This window comes from Micromonospora olivasterospora, from assembly GCF_007830265.1.
Lineage (GTDB): Bacteria > Actinomycetota > Actinomycetes > Mycobacteriales > Micromonosporaceae > Micromonospora > Micromonospora olivasterospora.
Genome location: NZ_VLKE01000001.1, coordinates 3,849,199 through 3,870,500, shown reverse-complemented (window position 1 = coordinate 3,870,500; position 21,302 = coordinate 3,849,199). Strand labels below are relative to the sequence as shown.

The 21,302-nt window shown below is 74.1% G+C and carries 20 protein-coding genes and 1 tRNA gene; 6 read left to right on the top strand and 15 right to left on the bottom strand.

What is annotated here, in order from left to right:
• Window position 1 precedes the first annotated feature (1 nt).
• From JD77_RS17845 to JD77_RS32205, 8 genes are all read right to left on the bottom strand, one after another.
• The gene (locus JD77_RS17845) at window positions 2–484 is read right to left on the bottom strand and encodes a hypothetical protein (RefSeq protein ID WP_145775367.1); all 483 of its coding nucleotides are present in this window, start codon (window positions 482–484) and stop codon (window positions 2–4) included.
• Window positions 485–1,111: 627 nt separating this feature from the next.
• The gene (locus JD77_RS17835) at window positions 1,112–3,064 is read right to left on the bottom strand and encodes a vWA domain-containing protein (RefSeq protein WP_145775365.1); all 1,953 of its coding nucleotides are present in this window, start codon (window positions 3,062–3,064) and stop codon (window positions 1,112–1,114) included.
• A gap of 2 nt (window positions 3,065–3,066) precedes the next feature.
• Window positions 3,067–4,569 (bottom strand): magnesium chelatase ATPase subunit I, encoded by a 1,503-nt coding sequence (locus JD77_RS17830; protein WP_387225900.1) that lies wholly within the window; start codon window positions 4,567–4,569, stop codon window positions 3,067–3,069.
• Window positions 4,529–5,278, bottom strand: a complete 750-nt coding sequence (locus JD77_RS17825; protein WP_145775363.1) for a class I SAM-dependent methyltransferase — start codon at window positions 5,276–5,278, stop codon at window positions 4,529–4,531. Before JD77_RS17825 ends, JD77_RS17830 begins: the two co-directional genes overlap by 41 nt.
• A complete protein-coding gene (locus JD77_RS17820; protein WP_211372594.1) occupies window positions 5,275–6,813 on the bottom strand; it encodes a phytoene desaturase family protein in 1,539 nt (512 codons plus the stop codon). The genes JD77_RS17825 and JD77_RS17820 overlap by 4 nt, the downstream gene beginning before the upstream one ends.
• Window positions 6,810–7,355: a hypothetical protein gene (locus JD77_RS17815; RefSeq protein WP_145775362.1), complete on the bottom strand. Its 546-nt coding sequence runs from the start codon at window positions 7,353–7,355 to the stop codon at window positions 6,810–6,812. Before JD77_RS17815 ends, JD77_RS17820 begins: the two co-directional genes overlap by 4 nt.
• Window positions 7,352–9,121 carry an alpha/beta fold hydrolase gene (locus JD77_RS17810; RefSeq protein WP_145775361.1) on the bottom strand — a complete coding sequence of 590 codons (1,770 nt, stop codon included), beginning with the start codon at window positions 9,119–9,121 and terminating at the stop codon, window positions 7,352–7,354. The genes JD77_RS17815 and JD77_RS17810 overlap by 4 nt, the downstream gene beginning before the upstream one ends.
• Before the next feature lie 169 nt (window positions 9,122–9,290).
• Complete coding sequence (locus JD77_RS32205) at window positions 9,291–9,458, bottom strand: hypothetical protein (RefSeq protein WP_170286471.1); 168 nt, start codon at window positions 9,456–9,458, stop codon at window positions 9,291–9,293.
• A 320-nt stretch (window positions 9,459–9,778) separates the two neighbouring features.
• On the opposite strand from JD77_RS32205, the gene JD77_RS17805 reads away from it, so the two are divergent.
• Entirely contained in the window at window positions 9,779–10,429 is a 651-nt protein-coding gene (locus JD77_RS17805) for an ABC transporter ATP-binding protein (RefSeq protein WP_145775360.1), read from the top strand.
• Window positions 10,430–10,463: 34 nt separating this feature from the next.
• Window positions 10,464–11,984 (top strand): DUF6297 family protein, encoded by a 1,521-nt coding sequence (locus tag JD77_RS17800; protein WP_387225905.1) that lies wholly within the window; start codon window positions 10,464–10,466, stop codon window positions 11,982–11,984.
• Between the two features lie 145 nt (window positions 11,985–12,129).
• Here JD77_RS17800 and JD77_RS32875 read toward each other — a convergent pair whose 3' ends face one another.
• From JD77_RS32875 to JD77_RS17780, 3 genes are all read right to left on the bottom strand, one after another.
• A complete protein-coding gene (locus JD77_RS32875) occupies window positions 12,130–12,834 on the bottom strand; it encodes a hypothetical protein (protein WP_211372593.1) in 705 nt (234 codons plus the stop codon).
• Window positions 12,835–12,901: 67 nt separating this feature from the next.
• Window positions 12,902–13,399 (bottom strand): hemerythrin domain-containing protein, encoded by a 498-nt coding sequence (locus JD77_RS17785; protein ID WP_145775359.1) that lies wholly within the window; start codon window positions 13,397–13,399, stop codon window positions 12,902–12,904.
• Between the two features lie 7 nt (window positions 13,400–13,406).
• Window positions 13,407–14,375 carry an aldo/keto reductase gene (locus JD77_RS17780; RefSeq protein ID WP_145775358.1) on the bottom strand — a complete coding sequence of 323 codons (969 nt, stop codon included), beginning with the start codon at window positions 14,373–14,375 and terminating at the stop codon, window positions 13,407–13,409.
• 83 nt (window positions 14,376–14,458) lie between these two features.
• Between JD77_RS17780 and mgrA the strand changes: the two genes are divergently transcribed.
• Window positions 14,459–15,448, top strand: coding sequence for an L-glyceraldehyde 3-phosphate reductase (gene mgrA, locus JD77_RS17775; protein WP_145775357.1), 990 nt, complete (start codon window positions 14,459–14,461; stop codon window positions 15,446–15,448).
• Window positions 15,449–15,750: 302 nt separating this feature from the next.
• On the opposite strand, the gene JD77_RS17770 is transcribed toward mgrA, so the two are convergent.
• The 3 genes from JD77_RS17770 to JD77_RS17760 all read right to left on the bottom strand — a co-directional run bounded on the left by JD77_RS17770 (window position 15,751) and on the right by JD77_RS17760 (window position 17,430).
• The gene (locus tag JD77_RS17770; RefSeq protein ID WP_145775356.1) at window positions 15,751–16,506 is read right to left on the bottom strand and encodes a class I SAM-dependent DNA methyltransferase; all 756 of its coding nucleotides are present in this window, start codon (window positions 16,504–16,506) and stop codon (window positions 15,751–15,753) included.
• 158 nt (window positions 16,507–16,664) lie between these two features.
• Window positions 16,665–16,737, bottom strand: a tRNA-Ala gene (locus tag JD77_RS17765).
• A gap of 102 nt (window positions 16,738–16,839) precedes the next feature.
• On the bottom strand, window positions 16,840–17,430 hold the full coding sequence (locus JD77_RS17760; protein ID WP_145775355.1) for a YqgE/AlgH family protein: 591 nt from the start codon (window positions 17,428–17,430) through the stop codon (window positions 16,840–16,842).
• 224 nt (window positions 17,431–17,654) lie between these two features.
• On the opposite strand from JD77_RS17760, the gene JD77_RS17755 reads away from it, so the two are divergent.
• The 3 genes from JD77_RS17755 to JD77_RS33705 all read left to right on the top strand — a co-directional run bounded on the left by JD77_RS17755 (window position 17,655) and on the right by JD77_RS33705 (window position 20,246).
• On the top strand, window positions 17,655–18,458 hold the full coding sequence (locus JD77_RS17755) for an S-methyl-5'-thioadenosine phosphorylase (protein WP_145775354.1): 804 nt from the start codon (window positions 17,655–17,657) through the stop codon (window positions 18,456–18,458).
• A gap of 193 nt (window positions 18,459–18,651) precedes the next feature.
• Window positions 18,652–19,698 carry a thiamine pyrophosphate-binding protein gene (locus tag JD77_RS17750; protein ID WP_246140727.1) on the top strand — a complete coding sequence of 349 codons (1,047 nt, stop codon included), beginning with the start codon at window positions 18,652–18,654 and terminating at the stop codon, window positions 19,696–19,698.
• Window positions 19,626–20,246 (top strand): thiamine pyrophosphate-dependent enzyme, encoded by a 621-nt coding sequence (locus JD77_RS33705; RefSeq protein WP_246140726.1) that lies wholly within the window; start codon window positions 19,626–19,628, stop codon window positions 20,244–20,246. The genes JD77_RS17750 and JD77_RS33705 overlap by 73 nt, the downstream gene beginning before the upstream one ends.
• Window positions 20,247–20,261: 15 nt before the next feature.
• Here JD77_RS33705 and JD77_RS17745 read toward each other — a convergent pair whose 3' ends face one another.
• Window positions 20,262–21,284 (bottom strand): hypothetical protein, encoded by a 1,023-nt coding sequence (locus JD77_RS17745; RefSeq protein ID WP_145775353.1) that lies wholly within the window; start codon window positions 21,282–21,284, stop codon window positions 20,262–20,264.
• Window positions 21,285–21,302 lie beyond the last annotated feature (18 nt).

Below are 21,302 nucleotides of genomic sequence, written 5' to 3'. Positions count from 1 at the left end.
GTCACCGGCGGTGCGGGTGCAACTCGGGGCGGAGGGCGCGGAGCTGGGCCAGGTGCTTGGGAAGATGGACGCGGGTGTGCAGGTCGAGGGTGCGCCGCCAGGGCAGCGGCTCGCCCGCCCGCAGGTCGACGTCCTCGTGCAGGTGGGTGTCGACCGGGGTGTCCGCGGCCGGCCCCAGCCGGTCGACGAGGGCGCAGAGCCGCTGGCTGGTGGCGCGCAGCAGGGCGGCCAGCCCGTCGAGCCCGCCGTACTCGGTGACCAACGCGTCGAGCTGCGTACGGTGGATGGTCTCCAGGTCGTAGTAGGCGAACGGGGACCCGGCCAGCACCGCCTCGGTGGCCTCGCTCATCAGCTCGTCGTTGGCCGCCAGGTGCGCCACGATCTGCTCCGCGCTCAGCCCACCGTCGGCTGGCGGCTCGAACCCGCCGGCCGTCACCTCGGCGAGCACCTCGTCGTACGCCCGCCGCAACCCGGTGCTGTCCACGGCTCCCAGTCAACCCCGCCGCCCGGGGCGGGCCGGCGGAGCGGCGGCCCTGGTTCACCCGGACGGGTTCGCCGACGACGTCGGCACACTCGGATGGCGGCGCGTTCAGGCGCCAGCACGACGGTGCCGTGCCGGCACTGTGGAGCTGCCCCATCGGCGCTACCGGCGATCGGCGGTGCGGGCCCCGGCCGCGTGGGCCCCGGCGGCGCAGACACCGGCAGCGCGGGCCCCGGCAGCGTGGGCCCCGGCGGCGTGGGCCCCGGCGGCGTGGGCCCCGGCGGCGTGGGCCCGGCGGCGTGGGCCCCGGCAGCGTGGCCCCGGCAGCGTGGGCCCCGGCAGCGCGCGGCGCAGACACCGGCAGCACGCGGCCCCGGCAGCGCGGGCCCGATGCCGTGGGCGAGCGCGGTAGCACAGGCGGGGCAGCTCCACAGGGGCGCGAGAACAGTCCTGTCCCGAGGGCACGGCCACCTGTCGGCCGCGGCCATCCCTCGCAGCCCGCCGCGACCAGCCAAGCGATCAGCCCGCGCCCACCGACAGACCAGCGCGCCCACCGACAGACCAGCGCGTCCCACCTACAGGCCGGCGCGTCCCACCGACAGGCCGGCGTCCGCTGCGGATCAGGTCGGGTCAGCGGCGGCCGTGGCGGGCGCGGAGGTAGTCGGAGACGACGTACTCGCCGAGGTCGTCGAGGTCGGGGGTGAACATGCGGCCCCGACTGCGCCGGGCGACCGCGTCGACGAAGCGGCGCAGGCCCGGATCGTCGCCGAGCATGAACAGGTTGAGCGTGGCGCCGGCGCGGGTCAGCCGGTCCACCTCGCGGATCGTGGCCTCGATCGTCTCGCGCAGGGGCGGCCAGTGGAACAGCGCCTCCCCGTCGTCCGGGTCGAGGTGGGCGGTCGGCTCCCCGTCGGTGACGACGAGGACCACCGGCTCCGCGCCCGGGTGCCGGCGCAGGTGCCGGCCGGCCAGCCGCAGCGCGTGCTGGAGGTTGGTGCCCTGCCGCAGGTCCGGCTCCACCGCGGCCAGCTCCTGCTGGCTCAGCGGCGCCGCCTCCCGGCCGAACCCGACGATCTGCAGGGCGTCCTGCGGGAACCGGGTCGCCACCAGGTGCGACAGGGCCAGCGCCGTCTGCTTCATCGGCCCCCAGCGCCCCTGCGAGATCATCGAGTACGACAGGTCGACGCAGAGCACCACCGCCGCCGACGCCCGGCGCTCGGTCTCCACCACCTCGAAGTCCTCGACCGCCAACTGCACCGGCACGCCCGGACCGCCCCGGCGCACCGCCCGGGTGAGGGTACGCACCACGTCGAGCGGCTGCTCGTCGCCGTACTCCCAGGGCCGCGACGCCCCGCTGACCTCGCCGGCCGCGCCCGCCGAGCGCAGGTCGTGCTGCCCGCGCGGCCCGGCGGTCAGGTCCGCGAAGACCCGGCGCAGGGCGGTGCCCGCCAGCCGGCGCAGCGCCTTCGGGCTCAGCGTCAGCCCGTCGGCGTCCCGGGTCACCCACCCCTGCCGGCGCAGCTCCCGCTCCAGCTCCCGCAGCCGGCGTACGTCGTCGGCGGCGTCCCGGCCCAGCGTCCGGGCCACCGCCTCGACGTCCACGTCGTCGAGGCTGGCCCCCGGATGGTCCTGGTCGAGGGAGTCCAGCAGCTCGTCCAGCTCGGCGATCTCGTCGAGCGCGCCCGTCGCCGCACCGTAGCCGAGCGGCTGCTCGCCACGGATCCGCTCGCCCCGGTGCCAGTTCAGATCGGGGCGCAGCGCCCGCAGGTTCTCGCCCAGCGCGGCCAGCTCCCCGGCCAGCCGGTCGCCGAGGGACTGGCGCATCAGCCCGGCCAGCTCCTCGCGCTGCCGGTCCGGCAGCGACCGCATCAGCCGCTCGGCCGCGGCGGCCCGGCGGGCCAGCACGTCCACCAGCTCGTCGACCGTCTCCGGGCGTTCCGGGAAGAACTCCCCGTGCCGGCGCATGAACTCGGCGAACGCGTCGGTCGTGTCCTCCGCGCGGGCGTGCCGGGCCAGCAGGTCGTTGAGGTCGCGCATCATCTCGGCGAGCCGCTGCTGCGCGGCCGGGTCGGCGGCGGCCCGCGCCGCGTCCCGCAGCCCGGCGAACCGCTGCTCCAGCACCTCGCCGCGCAGCCCGTCGAGGATCCGCTGGTACGTCTGCCGCGCCTCGTCGCTCGCCCACCGGTACTCGGCGAGCTCCTGCACCGCCCGGGCGGTCGACCGGGGCAGGCTGTCCAGCACCGCCTCGGCGAAGCGGGCGTCGTCGCCGTTCCGGCCGCGCAGCTCGTCGCGCTCGGCGGCGAGCGCCTGGTCGAGCAGGGCCCGGGCCCGGGTCACCGCCCCGTCCAGGTCGCCCCGGCGCATCGCCTCCCGGCGCAGGCGCCGCGCCCGGGCCGCCAGGTCGTCCAGGCCGCCCCGGCCCTGCGGGCCGCGGCGCAGCAGGTCGCGCAGCGCCTCGCGCAGGCTGCCGCCGGACAGCACCTCCGCGCCGACGGCGTCCACCGCGGCCCGCACGTCGTACGGCGGGGCGAGCGGGTCGGGGCCGCCGCGCCACTGCCCGTACCGGAACCGGTTGCCCGCCACGCTCAGCCCTGGCCGTAGACGGTGCGCCCGGACTCGGTGACGTCCTTGCCCAGCCGGCGGGTCAGGTGCAGCCCCTCCAGGACGAACTCGACGCCGGCCGCCGCCTCCTCCGGCGTCGGGGCGTCGCCCAGGTCGAGCCGGTCGAGCACCTTGGCCAACCCGGGCACCGTGCCGACCTGGCGCAGCAACTCGGCCGAGGAGACCAGCTCGCCGGTCTCGACCACCCTGCCGTCCGCCACGAGGGCGGTGAAGCCGGACAGGTCCAGCCCCGCGAGCCGGGCCCGGAACGCCTCGGCCGTGGCGGTCCGCAGCAGGTGGGCCAGGATCTCCGTCTCCCGCCCCTCCTCACCGCTCTCGAACTCCACCTTGCCGCGCAGCGTGGAGGTCACCGACACGGCGTCGCCCACGCGGGCGACCGGGGCCTCGGGGCGTACCCCCTCGGCGGCCGGACCGGCGGCGAGCAGGCCGGAGCGGCGCAGCGCGGCGGCGGCGACGGTCTCCGCGGCGGCGATGGCGAACCGGGCCGAGACGCCGGAGCGCGGGTCCACCGACGGCGACTCGCGCACCGCCCGGGCGAACCGGGCGAGGACCTCCAGCACGTGCTCCGGTACCTCGGCCACCAGGTCGGCCTCCTGCCGGATCAGCGCCAGCTCCAGGTCCACGTCGAGCGGGTAGTGGGTACGGATCTCCGCGCCGAAGCGGTCCTTCAGCGGGGTGATGATCCGGCCCCGGTTGGTGTAGTCCTCCGGGTTGGCGCTGGCCACCAGGAACAGGTCGAGCGGCAGCCGCAGCTGGTAGCCGCGGACCTGGATGTCCCGCTCCTCCAGCACGTTGAGCAGCGCCACCTGGATCCGCTCGGCCAGGTCCGGCAGCTCGTTGACGGCGAAGATCCCCCGGTTGGTGCGCGGCACCAACCCGAAGTGGATCGTCTCCGGGTCGCCGAGGGTGCGCCCCTGGGCCACCCGGACCGGGTCCACGTCACCGATTAGGTCGCCGACGCTGGTGTCGGGGGTGGCCAGCTTCTCGCCGTACCGCACCGAGCGGTGCAGCCAGCCGATCGGCAGGTCGTCGCCGCGCTCGGCGACCAGCGCCCGGGCGGCCGGGGTGAGCGGGCGCATGGGATGCTCGTTGAGCACCGAGCCGGGAATGACCGGGGTCCACTCGTCGAGCAGGGCGACCAGGGAGCGGATCAGCCGGGTCTTGCCCTGGCCGCGCTCGCCGAGCAGCACCATGTCGTGGCCGGCGAGCAGCGCCCGCTCGACCTCGGGCAGCACCGTGTCGTCGTACCCGACGATGCCCGGAAAGCGCTCCTCGCCCGTGCGCATCCGGGCGAGGAGGTTGTCGCGGAGTTCCTGCTTGACCGTGCGGTGGCGGTGCCCGGCCGCCCGCAGCGCCCCGAGGGTGGCGGGCAGGTCGGCGGGCGGGGCCGGGAGGACCTGGTTCGGCTCAGTCACCCGACCAACGCTAGCGCGGCTCGTGGTCCGCCCTCGCGTAGACGGAGACATGCCGATGACTGGCGCTCGTGAACGGCTGACCGGTGAAGTCGCCCCACCGGTCCACGAGGCGCAGGCCGCTCAGCTCCGCGAGCAGGTCCAGCTCGCTGGGGAACGCGTAGCGCACGACGTGCTGCGTCGTCTCGGGTACGCCTCCGTCGATGACGGTGTGGGTGCCCACCATGAGTTGCCGCGACCGGTCCACGCTCAGCATGTCGAGCATCACGCCCTTGTCCCCGAGATGCCGGACGGAGAACGACGGTTGGTCCAGGCCGTGGAACAGGGTCGGCTCGAACACCTCCATCAGGAAGCGTCCCTCTGGCTCCAGCTGCTCTCGTACCAGGCGTAGGCAGCCCAGTTGCTGTTCCCGGGTCACGGCGGAGAAGAACGTGTTGAGCACCGTGAAGATCAGGTCGTACGTCCCGCCGGTGTGCGAGGAGGTGAAGTCGGCCAACTCGACCTCGACCCGGCCCTCCGGATCCTTCTCTTTGAGGCGGGCCAGCATCGCCGCCGACCCGTCGATGCCGCGCACCCGGTATCCCGCGTCGGCGAGCGGGAGCGCCAGCCGGCCCGTCCCGACGCCCAGTTCGAGGACCCGCGCGGGCGGAGGAACGAGCCTGCTCAGCAGGTCGACGGTGTGGCCGGTGTCCACCTCGATGAAGGGGTACATCCGGTCGTAGACGCTTGCCAATTTCTCGCGGTAATACGCGTGAGTGATCATCTGCGGCCATTCTCCCCATTCGCGGCGTCAATTTTCGTGGCCTCGCGGCGCAGGAGCGTGAGGGGATCCGCCTCGAATCCGAACCGCTCGCGCAGCACCCGCCGGGCCACGTGGTATCCGGCCATGCCGTGGATTCCCGGCCCAGGGGGGCTGGCGGCCGAACAGTGGTAGAGCCAGGGCATCGGGGTCGCGTACGGGTGCAGGCCGGGGCGCGGGCGCCGTACGGTCTGGAGGAGGGTCAGCCGGCCCGACATGATGTCGCCCCCCACGTAGTTCTCGTTGTACCGGGCGAGATCGCGAGCCGTTCGCACCCGGCGGTCGAGTACCGTCCCACGGAAGCCGCTCGCGAACCGTTCGATCTGCGCGGTCACGATGTCGCCGGCGTCGACCGGCGACCCGTGGGGCACGTGACAGTACGTGGAGAGGACGTGCAGGCCCGCCGGCGCGCGGCCGTAGTCCACGACCCCGGGCTGGACGGCGAGCACGTACGGCCGGTCGGCGTGCGATCCGGCGTTGACCTGCCGCGCCGCTGCCAGCGCCTCGGCGCGCCCGCCGACGAGGTGCAACGTGCCCGCGCGCCGGCACTCGGGGTTGTCCCACGGCACCGGATCGGCGAGCAGAAAGTCGATCTTGCAGGCACCGGGGCCGTACCGGTAGCGGCGGAGCCGCCGGCGGTACCGGTCGGGCAGCACAGCCCCGGCCACCCGCGTCACTCCCGCCGGCCCGAGGTTGAGGATCACCGCCCTCGCCGGGGGCAACTCCCGTACGTCGTCCACTCGGTGCCCGGTGTGGAGGCGGCCGCCGTGCCGCCGCAGGTCGGCCACGAGTGCCTCGACGATCGACCGGCTGCCGCCCTGCGGGATCGGCCACCCGACCGCGTGCGCCAGCAGGGCGAGCGTCAGCCCGACCGCCGTCGGCGCCAGCGCGTCGGGCCGGACGACTCCGTGCAGGTTGACGCCCGTGAGCATGGCTCCCGCGACGGTGTCGTGGAGGCGGGCGGGGAGGTGGCGGCGGCCGAGCAGGGCGGCGCGTAGACCGAACCGCACGGTGGCCGGGGATAGCCCCCGCAGCGGGTTGCGCAGGTCTGACATGACGGTCGCGGCGATCTCGCGCCAGTCTCGGACGAGAGGGGCGAAAATTTGACGCCACGCCCGACCGTCCCCCCCGAGCCCCGCCACCGTACGGTCCAGGTCGGTCCACGCCATCCCCGCGCGTCCTCCGTCGAGGGGGTGGGCGTACGCCGCTTCGGGTTGCAGCATCGTCACGCCGTGCGCCGCGAGGTCGAACGCCGCGAAGAAGGGAGAGGCGAGTCCCATCGGGTGGACGGACGAGCAGATGTCGTGCCAGATCCCCCGCCCCATCGTCTCGACGGTCCGGGCCCCGCCGCCCGCCTCTTCCGCCGCCTCGTACACCGTCACCCGGAGGCCCGCCCGGCTCAGCAGGACCGCTGCCGCCAGCCCGTTGTGTCCGGAGCCCACGATCACGACGTCCGGATCGTCGGCCTCGGCGGGTGGTGGTTCCTGGCGAGCCGTCACAGCGACTCGAATCGGGAGAGGTAGACGTACTCGGGCTCCTCGCGGTCGTCGTAGCCGGCGGCACGGGCGATGACGAACTGGAACCCCTTCGGCGGAGGCCCACCGGCCTTCGCCCTGACGTGTCGCTCCACCACGCCCCGCATCAGGGCGTAGGCGGGAGTGGACGTGCCGTCGTCACCGAGCAGGCCGAGATGCCGGGTCAACTGGTCGCACAGGTCGTGCACCGCTTTGTCCATCCGGCGTGCCGGGTGCCAGAACCCGTGGGTCCAGGCCCGCGGGCTGATCTCGACCACGCTCTCCCACGGGGACTCCGCGCCGTCGTGCCCCAGGCACCGGACGAGCAGCACGAAGTCGTGCTGCGCCGGCTCCGGGGCGAAGAACCGCCAGTCGGGAAGCATGGTGCCGGTCGGATCATGGCGCCGGAGTTTGTCGAAGACGCGTTGCGGATGTTGGCTCAACACGCTGGCGACGAACCAGGCGCCGAGGCCGAGGCACGCCCCGAGCGTCACGAGGCCGCTCCGGCCCGGCTGCCGCGCGGTCACGGCCGCCCCTCCGTCAGCCCACGCACGAACGCCCCGATCCGCGCGGCGACCTCGGTCGCGTGCCGCTCCTCGGTGACGATCGACTCGTGGTCCGCCCCCTCGACCACGTGGTGTGCCCCGGCCCGGCCCGATTCCGCGAGCTCCCGGTGCAGTTCCGTCTGGACCGGGTCGTCCGTCAGCGTCGCCTCGGCCGACAGGCACAGCACCTCCGCGGTCAGCTTTGGCAACATTCCGTCGAAGGCAGCGAACTCGGCTCTCGTGGCCTTCCATTCCCGGTGACTCGCGTTCCACAGCCGGGCGTCGCGGTACTGGCACAGCGCCAACTCCAGCACGTCGGCCGGTAGCCGGTGGATCGCTCGGGGGATCTGCAGCAGGGGGCCCATGCCGATGCGCATGGACGGGGCCATCAGCCGCAGGGTGGTGTCGAGCATGACCGCGCCGCCGGCCTGCCGTGGGGACCGGTCGAGCTCGCCGGGGTGGCTCGAGTCGAGCAGGACGACCCCCTTCACCTGGTCGCCGAGGAGCTGCCCCGAGCGCAGGGCGAGGTATCCGCCCAGGGAGTGACCGACGATGATGACGGGCCGCTCCCCCGCCGTTTCGCGGGCCAGGTCCGCGAAGTCCTCGACGGCGCTCGCCAGCCGGAACGGGCGCCGGTCCCGGGACTCGCTGGCACCATAGCCGGCGCGTTGGTAGACGACGGTCGAGAGGTGCTGGGAGACCTCCCGACGCAGCCACTCCCAGTGCAGGTCGCTCGCCGCGAGGGCGGACTCGAAGAAGACGACCGGCCCGGCCGCCTGCGGGTTCTCCGTGAGGTAGGCGAGGACGTTGCCGCTGCGGGTGCGTACGCGACGCATGCCCTGCCGGCCACGCGCCACCTTCCGGGCGCGGGCCGCCTGCGCCGCCATCCCACCCGCGAGGGTCGCCGCCGCCAGCCCCGCCGCAACGACGGGGAGCAGGTCGTTCCGGGGCGGCTCGCCAGCCGTGCCACGGGACCTGCGGCGGGGATCGGTCACGTAGAGCACGGCCGGGTGCATCGCGCAGAAGGCGCCGACGAACCGGCCGAGCCCCATGGCTGCGGCGTTCACGGCATGGAAGGCGGCGGCGGAGCCGACGAACGTGGGAGCGAGGCGACCGCGGGCGACGAACACCAGGGGGAACAGGCATTCCATGGCGAGCACCGCGTGCCCCAGTGTGCGGGCGGCGACGGGGAACCGCTCCGCCGTCCGCCAAGCACCCTCGTGCCCATACGTGACGGTCCGCATCACGCCGGGCAACGCCCGGCCCGTACGCCAGGTGGGGCTGACCATCTTGACCCAGCCGGACGCCGCGTAGTTCAACGTCGACTGGAGCCCGAGGAACCAGAGGGCGGCGTCGGCGACCCGCGGCTGCCGGCTGGAACGCGCGACGGTGACCGCCGCCTGGACGAGAAAGGACGCCTGGTCGGACCCGTCGGTGCCGTAGAGCTGGCTGGGAAAGGTTCCGATGGACGCCCCGGTGATGATTGCGTTCGCCGAGAGCCGGCTCTTTCGCATTCTGTCCGTGGGGGCCAGCAGGAAGGCGGCCGAGGCGGCCCGGGCCAGGTGCAGGGCGGCACTAGCCCGCGGCCCGGACACCTTGTCGAAGAACCTGGTCGCCATGGCCTGGTGGCTCATGTTCTCCCGGCTGATGGCCCAGTTGTTGACGCCACCGGGTTTTCGGTCTCCGCTTCTGCGCAGCAGCTCCAGGCTCGCCACAAGATGCGTCGCGGCGCTCAGGCGCTCGGCCACGGCGAGCGTATCGGAGCGGCTGAGGGAACGCGGCGCAAAAAGCGAGCGCGCGACCCGGGCTATGATTCCCACCGGTTTCGTCACCTCTCGAGGGGATCGGCCGTCCTGTTTGCGGAGTGGCGCGGGCAGGGGGCGACGAAGAACCGACGCCGCCCCCTGCCCGTCACTGTCAGATGGAGCCGACGGCGGTGATCAGGGCCGCGGCACCGAGGACGGCGACGGCGGGGGTGAACAGCACCGGAGCACTGTCGGCCATCTTCTTGGCCGGGGCACCCGCCGTCAGGCTGCCGAATCGGGCGGTCGATACTCGGTTGGCGTGGCGAGCGACGTTACGCATCTGAACCCTCCATCTTTTGGGCCCGCTGTGCTGTTTACGCTGCCGGGTCGATCAGCAGTCTCACCATTGACCCGATCAACGTTTACGCAATCACGGGTGACAAAGTAGGAAGCGGTCTGCAGACCGGATTTACGGTACGGAGATAATCACCTTTGCCACTGTCCCGTTTCTAGTGACGCAGATCACAGTCCCGGAGATCGCGACCCGGAAATATCGATACCCCCGGACATCAACGGCCGGAATGTATGATGCGCTTCACATGTCCTGAATCACCCGAGAGACGCGTACCAGTGGGGAGCCGGTGGCTTGAGGGAGCCTGGATGAGTTCGACGACGCCGGACGCCGACAACGCGATCGTGATCGACGATCTTTCCGTCGCGTACGGCTCCACGCCGGTTCTGGACAACTTCAGCCTGACGGTGCCGGCCGGGTCCGCCCGCGCTCTGACCGGCCACAACGGGGCGGGGAAGTCCACCCTGCTGCGCTGCGTGGCGGGCCTTCAGGAGCCGACCGGCGGGGTGGTCACGGTCTTCGGGGAACCGCCCGGCAAGACGGTGGAGTTCTGGCGTCAGGTGGCGACGACCGTGGAGTCGCCGAGCTGGTATCAGGGCCTGACCGTCCGGGAGCACCTGGACCTGGTCCGGGTCGCCAACGGCTGCGACCCGGAGGACGGCCGGATCGAGGAGGTCAGTGCCACCCTGGGACTCACCGGCCTCGAGGACAGCCTCCCGAGCACGCTCTCCTCGGGGCAACGCCAGCGCTTCCTGTTGACCGCGACCCTCGTGCGGCCCAGCCGCCTGCTGCTGCTCGACGAGCCCGAGCAGCGGCTCGACCAGACCGTCAAGCGCGACCTCGTGGCCTGCCTGCGGTCGTACGTCGCGACGGGCGGCACTCTGCTGATGGCCAGTCACGACGAGGACTTCGTCGGATCGGTCGGGGCGGACCGGGTCGTCGTGGGTGGACACCGGTGAGGGTGGCTTCCGGCGCCGGTGGGGCGGGCCGCCCGTGACCGTGACCGACGGGATCCGCCCCGCGAGGCGGGCGAGCCCGACCGACGTACGGCGCTGGATCCGCCAACGACAGATCGCGGCGAACGGTCGGGTCGACCCCGCCGCCGTCTACTCGCTGCTGCTTGCGGCGGCGATGGCGGTCGCGCTCTTCGGGCAGCCGGCGATCGCCATCGTGTGGCCGGCGTCGGCGCCCGCCGCGGACGCACCGGAGCTCATACCCCTGGCCGCCGCCGGGCTGGCCCTCCTCAGCTACTACGGCGTTCTCCGCCAGCTGGGCCCGCTGGCGGCGAGTCGCAGCGACGCGGCCTGGCTGCTGACCGCCCCGGTGCCGCGCCGGGCGCTGTTGGCCCCGGCGTTCCTGCTGACCGTCGCCTCCGCCGCGCTCGTCGGTGCGCTGACGGCCCTCGGCGTCGCCGGGCACGTCGCCCCGCGGCCCCTGTCGGCGGCCGTGCTCGTGGCGGCTCTCCTCGCTGGCGCCGTCCTCGCCCTCGGGCTCGCCTGGTCGGCGATCCAGGCGCAACGGGCCGGCGGACGGGCGTTCGACCGGGCAGTCGCCCTGGCCGCCGGGCTGCTGCTCGCGGCGCTCGTCGGTTCGCGGCTGGTCGACGGATCGCCCGACCCGCCCGCGTTCCCGGCACCGGATGCCGTGGGCCTCGCGCTCTGCCTCGCCGCGCTCCTGCTGGTGGCGCTCGGCCTGCACCGGGCCTGGGCCGGCCTGGACCGCTGGCCGACCCACCGGCTCATGGAGGCGGCCGCCGTCACCGGCGTGTACGCGGACATGGTCTACGCGGTGGAACCCTCGTTCCTCACGGAGTCCAGCACGAGGCGGTACTGGCGGGGCCGAGCCGGAATCCGGAGCAGTCGCCTGATCCGCCGCCCCGGCATCCCACCGCTCCTGGCGCAGGACCTGCTCGTCGTACGACGCAAGGCCACCCGGCTCCCGTGGTTGGCCGCACTGGCGGCGCTGCCGACGGCGCTGGGGGACGCACCCGCGTGGCTGCTGCTCCCGCTCGTCCTGCTGGGCGCGATGGCCGCCGCCGGGATCACCTCCGAGTCGACGCACAGCGACGCCGCGAACCGGTCCATGGTGCGGCTGATGGGGCTCTCCCGACGCCAGGTGGCCCTCCAGCGGCTCGCCGTGCCGAGCGTGGTGGCGGCCCTGTGGTGCGCTGCGGCCACGGCCGGCCTCCAGGCGGCCGGTGTGCTGGCCGGGCAGTGGTGGCTGCTCGGCCTGGCGATCGGGCCGGCCGCCTCGCTCGCTGCGATGCAGCGAGCCAGGGCAAGCGCGGCGACGATCGGCACCACCCTTGTCGAGACGCCATTCGGCGCCTTCCCCTCGGGGATGCTGCTCTGGCTCGTGAACGGCGTGGACGTACTGGCCGTGCTGGCCCTTCCGGCCGTCATCGGTCTCACGTCGGGTTCCGTGCTCGGCTGGCACACCGTCGCCGCGCAGGCCGGGGCGTCCGCCCTCGGCGTCGTCGTGCTGGCGCTCGCGACCGGCCGCCGCCCCGACTGAGGCTCCTGCCGGGCCGCCTGTCCCTGGGGGTGCCACCGCCCCGCCACCCCGCGTGCCGACGACCCGGGGCCGCCCGCCCACCGCCACGCGTGCGACCCCGCGCCACCGGCCCCGTGTCCGGCGGCGCGGGGCCGCGTCGGCCGGGTCAGCCCCGGCCGCAGCGGCGGCAGGCACCGCGCCGCCGCAGGTGGTACGCCAGAGCCGCCGCGCCCAGCGCCGGCCCCCACAGCGGCCAGAGCAGCAGCGGGGCGGTGGCGGAGCTGAACCCGTCCAGCAGGTGCCCCGGGTTGCCCAGCTCGGCGACGCCCGCACCGGTCACCGCGAGCGCGACCAGGGCGGCCGGGACCAGGGCGAGCCGCGGCGGCACCCGCCGGCCGGCCAGCCGGGGCATCCAGCGCGGGAAGCGTTCCCCCCAGGGCCGGGTGAGCCCGACGGTGAGCACCGCCCCGACCGTGGCGAACGCGGCCAGCCGCCCCGCCCGCCGTACGTCGGCCTCGCGGAGCAGGCCGAGCACGTGGTCCAGGTCGTCCGCCGCGCGCCGGCTGGTCTCCCGGTCGATCCGGTGCCCGGCGGCCGGCTCCGGCAGGTCGACCCCGAGCAGCGCCCGGGCGGCCGCGATCTCCAGCGCGCGGCTGCCGTCCAGGAAGACCGGCACGGCGGCGATGGCGACGGCCGGCGCCAACAGCAGCAGCACCAGCGGCCGGGGCACCTCGCCCCGGGTGAGCAGCTGGGTGAAGGCGGCGGCGAGCAGCGCGTACGGCAGGGCGAGCACCCCGCCGAGCAGCAGGAACACGCCCCGCCGCCAGGTGCTGCCGCCCGCCAGCGGCGCCAGGAGGAGCCGGGGACCCATCCCGCCATTGCCCCGCCGCCCCGCCCCGCCCCGACTCCCCCGGACGGGGAGATGCGCCGGTACGCGCTCAGCGGTGCTCTTCGACGTACTCCTTCGGGTCCTTGTCCTGGAACCGCAGGTTGCGGCCGTTCTTGTGGTCGCCGTAGAAGGTCAGCCACCGGGCGCCCAGCTCGGCGCGCAGTTCGACGCCGGCGTGCCGGCGGAAGTCCGGCAGCGCCTCGTCCTCCTCCTCGGCGAGGTGCTCGCTGTTCTCCCGCCGGGCCGTCCAGACGGCCGCCCACCACGCGTCGGAGCCGACGGGGTGCAGCTTCGACTCGGCGATCGCGTCGCGGATCTTGTTGTGGTCGCCGATCGCGTCGAGGGTCTCGTCCTCGCCGTCGTCGCCGTGCCGCACCAGGTGGGGGTAGAGGATCGTCTCCTCCGCCTCGGCGTGGACGTCCAGGTGCAGGGCCAGCGCCTCCCAGATCGCCAGCCGCTCGGCGTCGTCGCGGGCGTCGTCGAGCCGGGCGAAGCCGCGCCGGAACGCGGCGTGGTCGTCCATGATCAGTGCCGTGATGTCGTCCATCGGGTGCTCACTTCCCCGCTCGGGCGCGGATCAGCCCGGGTACCGCCGCCAGGCCGGTGACCGGGCGGAACGCGCGGGCGGCGGCGGCCAGGGCGGCGTACTCGTCGTCGGTGAGGTCGATCTCGGCGGCCGCCGCGTTGCGCTCCATCTGCTCCACCCCGGACGCGCCGGGGATGGCCACCACGTTCGGGTGGCGCAGCAGGTACGCCAGCGCGATCTGGCTGGGCGTCGCGTCGTGCGCGTCGGCCACCTCGCGCAGCGTATTGATCAGCGCGGCGCCGCGTTCCAGGTTCTCGGGCAGGAAGTACGGGTTGGCCCGGCGCACGGCCCCGCGGGGCGGGTTCGCGGCGTCGTACCGCCCGGAGAGGAACCCCTGCGCGAGCGGGCTGTACGCGATGACGATCCGGCCGTGCTGCTCGGCGTACGGCAGCAGGTCCCGCTCGGGCCCACGGTCGATCATGCTGTACCGGACCTGGTTGCTCAACACCCGCCGGCCCAGGGCCGCCTCGGCGAACCGCCAGCGGCGCAGGCCGTAGTTGCTCACCCCGACCTCGGCCACCAGGCCGACGTCCTGCAGCGCCCGCATGCCCCGCATGGTGGTGGTGTCGGCGACGACCGGGTTGGGCTGGTGCACCTGGTACAGGTCGATGCCCGTGACGCCGAGCCGCGCCGCCGAGGCGACCGCCCGTTGCTGCACCACCGGCGCGACCGGCAACACCGGGAAGATCTTGCTGGCGAGCACCACCTTGTCCCGGTCCGCGCCGAGCGCCGCGCCGAGGATGCGCTCGCTGCGGCCGAAGCCGTACAGCTCGGCGGTGTCGAACAGGGTGACGCCCAGCTCCACCGCGCGCCGGACGATGTCCCGGGCGCGGCGCTCGTAGTCGGGGCCGTAGCCCCACTCCCGCGAGCCGAACTGCCAGGTGCCCAGGCCGATCTTCGAGATCGGTTTCGGGGTGTCGAGCTGGACGAAGCGCATGGCACCGAACCTACCCGGACAAGCGGGACGGCAAGCGCTTTCCGGCCCCGGCGCGGTGCCCGGATGGGGGCTAGGGTCGGGGCGTGACGTACCTGGCAGCGGACGACCGCTACGAGACCATGACCTACCGGCGCAGCGGTCGCAGCGGGCTGCGGCTGCCGGCGATCTCGCTGGGGCTGTGGCACAACTTCGGGCCGGACCGCCCCTTCGCGCGGCAGCGGGACATCGTCCTGCGCGCGTTCGACCTCGGCATCACGCACTTCGACCTGGCCAACAACTACGGCCCGCCGCCCGGCGCCGCGGAGGAGAACTTCGGCCGGCTGCTGGCCACCGACCTGAAGCCGTACCGGGACGAGCTGATCGTCTCCAGCAAGGCCGGCCACCTGATGTGGCCCGGGCCGTACGGCGAGTGGGGCTCGCGCAAGTACCTGATCGCCTCGCTGGACCAGTCACTGCGCCGCCTCGGCCTGGACTACGTCGACGTCTTCTACTCGCACCGGTTCGACCCGGACACCCCGCTGGAGGAGACGATGGGCGCGCTGGACGCCATCGTCCGCTCCGGCCGGGCCCTGTACGTCGGCGTCTCCAACTACGACTCCGAGCAGACCGAGCGGGCCGCCGCGATCCTGCGGGACCTCGGCACGCCGCTGCTGATCAACCAGCCGGCGTACTCGATGCTGAACCGCTGGACCGAGCGCGACCGCCTGCTGGACACCCTGGAGCGGGTCGGGGCCGGCTGCCTCGCGTACAGCCCGCTCGCCCAGGGGCTGCTCACCGACCGCTACCTGGGCGGCGTCCCGGAGGACTCCCGAGTGCGCACGAGCGTCTTCCTCAACGAGAGCGACCTCGACGAGAAGAAGCTGGCCACCATCCGGGCGCTCGGCGCGATCGCGCGGCGGCGCGGTCAGTCCCTGGCACAGCTCGCGCTGGCCTGGGCGCTGCGCGACCCCCGGATGACCAGTCTGATCATCGGCGCGAGCAGCGTGGCGCAACTGGAGGCGAACGTCGCCGCCCTGGACAACCTCGACCTCACCGCCGAGGAGCTGACCGAGATCGACAGCCTGCTGGGCTGAGCGCCGCGTCGTCCACACCGTGCGAGCTGTCACAGCCCGCCGGGCACGCCGCTGCCCGCTCCGGGCGTCGGTCCAGGATGGATCGTCGGACCCCGGCGGAGCAGAAGGAGCCCGGCGCACCAGCGCCCCACCGGGACCGTCTGATCCACGCGGCAAACGCCCTGGCGGGAATCATGCCCCTCGCCAGGGCGCTTCAAGAGGGCGACCGGACATGGCAGGACTCGAACCGAACTCCGCAGCTCAGGGGCAGAGGGCGATGGTCGCCGCCGCGCGCCGACGGATGGCTGAAGCCGGACGGGCGGCTAGCCCTGATCGGAGGCGTCGAGCGGCCTGCGCCAGACCGACACGTGGCTCTCGCTGTCCGAGGTGAACGGCGCTCCGGTCCAGTCCGCCACCCGCTGCTCCAGCACCAGCCCTGCCAGCCGGGCCATCAGGTCACACTCGGCCGGCCAGATGTAGCGGAAGTTGCTGCAGCCGTAGCCGAGGCTCCCGTCGTCCAGCCGCCAGTAGTGGTGCGAGGTCCCCCGCTGGGTGACCATGTCGTAGGTGTCGAAGCCGACGTGCCGGTCGTTCACCTCGAACGGCACCGCCGACTGCCCCGGCGGGAACCGCCGGATGCCCGGCACCCACAGCTCGACGACGAACCGCCCGCCCGGCGACAGGTGCCGGGCCGCGTTGCGGAAGCACTGCACCTGCTCGTCCTGGGTGCGCAGGTTGCCGATGCTGTTCCACACGACGTACACCAGCGAGAACCGACCGGGGACGGTCGTGGTGGCCATGTCGCCGACGACCACCGGCAACTCTGCCGCCGGCACCTTGCGTCGCAGCCGGGCGGCCATCGGCGCCGACAGCTCGATCCCGGTCACGGGGATGCCCCGGGCAGCGAGCGGGACCGCCACCCGCCCCGTGCCGATCGCGAACTCGAGCGCAGGGCCGGAGCCCGCCAGCCGGGCGAGGAAGTCCACGGCGGGGTCGAGCACTTGGGGTGCGAACATCTCGGCCGAGATGTCGTCGTACCGCTCCGCGGTGTCCTCGTCCCACCGGTCGCTGCTCGTCATGGCCTGGAGCCTGCTCGACTCCCCGAAATTGCGCCATTCATTAACGGGATGGGGGCGCGCGTCGCCCACACCGCCAGCACGGGCCGGATCGTGCCGGATTTATGAAGAAAAGCCCTGGTGGGGGGATTCGATCCCGCACCAGGGCTTTTTCGCAAGGGTGGAGCCGAGGGGACTCGAACCCCTGACCCCCACACTGCCAGTGTGGTGCGCTACCAGCTGCGCCACGGCCCCTTGCCTTCGTCCCGGTCGCCCGGGCACGGAGAGAACTATACACACGCCGACCCGCATGGTCATCTCGCGGGGTCCCCCCGTCGTGAGGCCCCGCCGGACGCTTCAGTTCAGCGCCACGTCGGGCGGGAAGTGGGCGACGGCGGCCATGATCCCACCCTGCCGGCGCAGCACCATCGGCCACAGGTCGTCGGGCCGGTCGACGAAGGCGTCGCCCGGCAGCGCGTCGAGGACGAACCAGGAACCGCCCTCGATCTCCTGCTCCAACTGGCCCGATCCCCACCCCGAGTAGCCGGCGAAGACCCGGATGCCGCCGATGCTGTCCCGCATCCGCTCGGGGTCGACGGACAGGTCGATCGTGCCGACGGCGCCGGAGACCTGATGGAAGCCGCGCAGCCGCTTCACCGGGTTGCGCATCCGGGCCAGGCAGATGGCCGAGTCCGGCTGGACCGGCCCGCCCTCGAACAGCACCGCCGGGTCCCGCGCCAGGTCGCTCCAGTCGCCGAGGACGTCGGCGACCGGGACCTCGGTGGCCCGGTTGAGCACGACGCCCACCGCGCCGCCCGGCTCGTGCGCGACCAGCAGCACCACCGTCCGGTCGAAGTTCGGGTCCTTGAGCGCCGGGGTCGCGACCAGCAGCCGTCCGGCCATCGACTCCATCGCCCGCCCGCCGATCGCCTGGTCCTCTCCCTGCATGTCGGACACCCGTCAGCCGTGCGCGGGGACGGGGGCGCCGCCGCCCCGGCCGGCACAACCGCCCTGAACTGCACCGCCGGCCCGGAGCCGGACAGTGTCGAGGGCGGCTCCGGACACCGGGCCCATCCGTGCTGTCACTGCCATGCCTGGCACCATAGCCTGCCTCCCCGCGCACTGGCTAAGGTCTGACCGGTAGGTGATCGATCACGAACGAAGGGACGGCGATGGGCCCGACGGCGGACATCGGAGTGATCGGCGGTTCCGGCCTCTACGCCTTGCTGGAAGGGGCCAGCGAGCACCGCGTGGAGACGCCGTACGGGGAGCCGTCCGACCCCGTCACGGTGGCGGAGATGGGCGGCCGGCAGGTGGCCTTCCTGCCCCGGCACGGGCGTGACCACCGGTACCCGCCGCACAAGATCCCGTACCGGGCGAACCTGTGGGCCCTGCGGTCGCTCGGGGTGCGTCAGGTCATCGCCCCGTGCGCGGTCGGTGGGCTCCGCCCCGAGCTGGGGCCGGGCACCTTCGTCGTGCCGGACCAGCTGATCGACCGGACCAGTGGCCGCACCCAGACGTACTACGACCAGGGCGCGGTGCACGTCGCCTTCGCCGACCCGTACTGCCCGGTCGGCCGGCGTACTTTGCTCGGCGCCGCCGCCGGCCAGGGCGTTGCGGCGGTCGACGGCGGCACGATGGTGGTCGTGGAGGGGCCCCGCTTCTCCTCCCGGGCGGAGTCCCGGTGGTTCACGGCGATCGGCGGCGCCATCGTCAACATGACGGGCCACCCCGAGGCGGTGCTGGCCCGGGAGTTGGCCCTCTGCTACACCCCGATCGCGCTGGTCACCGACCTCGACGCCGGGGTGGAGGCCGGGGAGTCGGTGACCCAGGAGGAGGTCTTCCGGGTGTTCCGGGAGAACACCGACCGGCTGCGCGGGGTGCTGCGGGACGCCGTCGCCGCCCTGCCCACCGAGCGGGACTGCCCGTGCGGGCACGCGCTCGACGGGATCAAGCTCCCCTTCCCGCTGCCCTGACGGCCGGGCGGCTCGCGGCGTCCCGGCGGGCGCCGCGAGCCGCCGGACCGGAGCCGCGGCGGGTCGCCCCGGCAGAAGCGCGGCAAAGCGCCCGATAGGTGAGTCTCCTCCCGATAGATTCGGCAGGTCGGGGACGGTCGCCGGGCGTCCTCCGGCCAGGAGGCAGCACGCGCCGCGAGACGGAGGCCCGCCGATGGCAACGGTCCGCGAGACGACCTACGACCTGCTCCGGGCGCTGGACCTGACCACCGTCTTCGGCAACCCCGGCTCCACCGAGGAGCCCTTCCTCCAGGACTTCCCCGGCGACTTCCGGTACGTCCACGCCCTGCACGAGGCGTCCGCCGTCGCCATGGCCGACGGGTACGCCCAGGCCACCGGCCGCCCCGCGCACGTCAACCTGCACACCGCCCCGGGCACCGGCAACGGCATGGGCAATCTGGTCACCGCCTGGCACAACAAGACGCCGCTGATCGTCACCGCCGGGCAGCAGACCCGGCAGATGCTGCTGATCGAGCCGCGGCTGGCCAACCCCCGGGCGGCCGAGCTGACCCAGCCGTACGTGAAGTGGAGCTACGAGCCGGCCCGCGCACAGGACATCCCGGCGGCGTTCATGCGGGCGTACGCCACAGCGGTGCAGCCGCCGGCCGGGCCGGTCTTCCTCTCCCTGCCGCTGGACGACTGGGACCAGCCGGCGGCGGGCGCGCCCGTCGTGCGTACGGTGGCCACCCGGTACGCCCCGGACCCGCAGCGGCTGCGGGAGTTCGCCGACGCCGTGGCCGCCAGCCGCTCCCCCGCGCTGGTCCTCGGCTCGGCCGTGGACCGGGCCGGGGCGTGGCCGGCTGCGGTCGCGCTGGCCGAGCGGCTGGCCGCGCCGGTCTGGTCCGCCCCGGCCCCGGAGCGCGCCGCGTTCCCCGAGGACCACCGGCACTTCCGGGGGGTGCTGCCGTACGCGATCGGGCCGCTGGCCGAGGCGCTGCGCGGGCACGACACGGTGCTGGTGGTCGGCGCCCCGTCTTCCGGTACTACCCGTACGTGCCGGGGGACTACCTGCCCGCCGGCACCCGGCTGCTGCACGTCACCGACGATCCGGGCGAGGCCGCCCGCGCGCCGGTCGGGGACAGCCTGCTCGGCGACGCCGGCCTGGCCCTGGCCGCCCTGGCCGACCTCGTGCCGCCGGCCGACCGCCCGCCACCACCGCCCCGGGCCGCCCCGCCGCCGCCCGACTGCGGCCCGCCGCTGAGCCCGGACGGCCTCTTCGCCACCCTGGCAGAGCACTGGCCGCCGGACGGGGTGCTGGTGCAGGAGTCACCGTCCAACCTGGCCGCCCTGCGCCGCCGGCTGCCGACCACCCGACCCGGGTCGTACTTCACGATGGCCAGTGGAGGGCTGGGATTCGGGCTGCCGGCGGCGGTCGGCATCGCGCTGGCCGAGCGGGACACCGGGCGGTGCCGCCCGGTGGTCGCGGTGATCGGCGACGGCTCGTTCCACTACTCGGTGCAGGCGCTGTGGACCGCCGCACGGCTGCGCCTGCCGCTGGCCGTCGTGGTCCCGGTCAACCAGCAGTACGCGATCCTCAAGTCGTTCGCCGAGCTGAAGCACACCCCCGGGGTGCCCGGGCTGGACCTGCCGGGGCTGGACGTCACGGCGGTGGCCCGGGGGTACGGCTGCGCCGGCGAGGCCGTCGAACGGCCCGAGCAGCTCGGCGAGGCGCTGCGCGCGGCGCTGGCCGCGGACCGGCCCACCGTGCTGCCGGTGCCGATCAGCACCGACGTACCCCGGCTGCTCTAGGGCCCGCGCGGGCTCCTAGAGGGGACGCAGGACCAGCGGCGCGCCGGTGGCCACGTCGAGCACCGGCCGGGCGCCGAGCGGCGCCTTCAGCGTCGCGGTGACCGGCTTGAGCAGGAGTTGGTCGGTGCAGACGCCGGTGGCCGGGGTGACGGCGCCACCGACCACGACCACGTCGTCGCGCTCCTCCACCAGCGGCGTGCCGCCCGTGTCGCAGGCGCCCATGCCGATCCGCCAGGTCAGCCGCGTCCCGGAGAGGGCCGTGAGGTCCTGCGCGCCGGCCACGCCGTCGGGCACCTGCCCGGCGGGCGCCGGCGCCTGCGGTACGGGGGTGGCCGCGCCCGGCGCGACGGCGAGCCGGGCCACCGGGGCCTTCAGCTCCTCCACGGTGAACAGCCATGCCGGCACCTGCGCCTCGCCCCGGCTGGTCCGCACCGGCGCGGCGCCGAGCCGCACGGCGGTGACCGTCAGCGGTACGCAGCCGGACGCCGGGATGCCGCTGACCGGCGCGTCCGGGTCCGGGCTGGGCGAGACGAGCGAACCGTCGGGGCCCGGCTCGACGATCGGGCCCCCCGTCGCCCCCGGCTTCGGGCGGAATCCCGGCTTCTGCTCGGGCTTCGGGGCTGCCGGTCGGCCGGGGCACGGGGGCGGATCCCCCTGGTCGAGCTGCCGGTACGCGTCGACGGCGCTGACCAGCGGCGCGGTGAGCGTCCCGTCGGGGAACCGGATCGTGCCGTCGGCCGGCTCGTCGGTCGGCAACGTGATCTGCTCCCGGTACCAGCCGGCCCGGAACGCCTGCTCGGTGTCCGTGGTGAAGCCGGGGTCGCCGACCAGCACGGTCGGGTCCTGGAGCGGCAGGTAACCGCTCGCCCAGTCCTGCCCCGGCCGCCACGCCTCGGCCACCGCGGTGGCCCGCTGCCGGAACGCCGCCAGCTGGGAACCGGGGTCTCCGACGCCGCCGGAGGGGTCGGTGCCCGCCGGGGCACACCCGGCCGCGAGGACCAACAAAGGCAGACTCACCAGGACAGATACTCGGCGCATACCCCTTGGACGCGGCCC

What these genes read in the sequence shown, in the direction of transcription:
- JD77_RS17830 (WP_387225900.1), bottom strand. Translation starts at nt 4,569, where the DNA reads ATGTCTCCGTCTACGCGAGGGCGGACCACGAGCCGCGCTAGCGTTGGT.
- JD77_RS17825 (WP_145775363.1), bottom strand. Translation starts at nt 5,278, where the DNA reads ATGATCACTCACGCGTATTACCGCGAGAAATTGGCAAGCGTCTACGAC.
- JD77_RS32205 (WP_170286471.1), bottom strand. Translation starts at nt 9,458, where the DNA reads ATGCGTAACGTCGCTCGCCACGCCAACCGAGTATCGACCGCCCGATTC.
- JD77_RS17805 (WP_145775360.1), top strand. Translation starts at nt 9,779, where the DNA reads ATGAGTTCGACGACGCCGGACGCCGACAACGCGATCGTGATCGACGAT.
- JD77_RS32875 (WP_211372593.1), bottom strand. Translation starts at nt 12,834, where the DNA reads ATGGGTCCCCGGCTCCTCCTGGCGCCGCTGGCGGGCGGCAGCACCTGG.
- JD77_RS17785 (WP_145775359.1), bottom strand. Translation starts at nt 13,399, where the DNA reads ATGGACGACATCACGGCACTGATCATGGACGACCACGCCGCGTTCCGG.
- JD77_RS17780 (WP_145775358.1), bottom strand. Translation starts at nt 14,375, where the DNA reads ATGCGCTTCGTCCAGCTCGACACCCCGAAACCGATCTCGAAGATCGGC.
- JD77_RS17770 (WP_145775356.1), bottom strand. Translation starts at nt 16,506, where the DNA reads ATGACGAGCAGCGACCGGTGGGACGAGGACACCGCGGAGCGGTACGAC.
- JD77_RS17760 (WP_145775355.1), bottom strand. Translation starts at nt 17,430, where the DNA reads ATGCAGGGAGAGGACCAGGCGATCGGCGGGCGGGCGATGGAGTCGATG.
- JD77_RS17755 (WP_145775354.1), top strand. Translation starts at nt 17,655, where the DNA reads ATGGGCCCGACGGCGGACATCGGAGTGATCGGCGGTTCCGGCCTCTAC.
- JD77_RS17750 (WP_246140727.1), top strand. Translation starts at nt 18,652, where the DNA reads ATGGCAACGGTCCGCGAGACGACCTACGACCTGCTCCGGGCGCTGGAC.
- JD77_RS17745 (WP_145775353.1), bottom strand. Translation starts at nt 21,284, where the DNA reads ATGCGCCGAGTATCTGTCCTGGTGAGTCTGCCTTTGTTGGTCCTCGCG.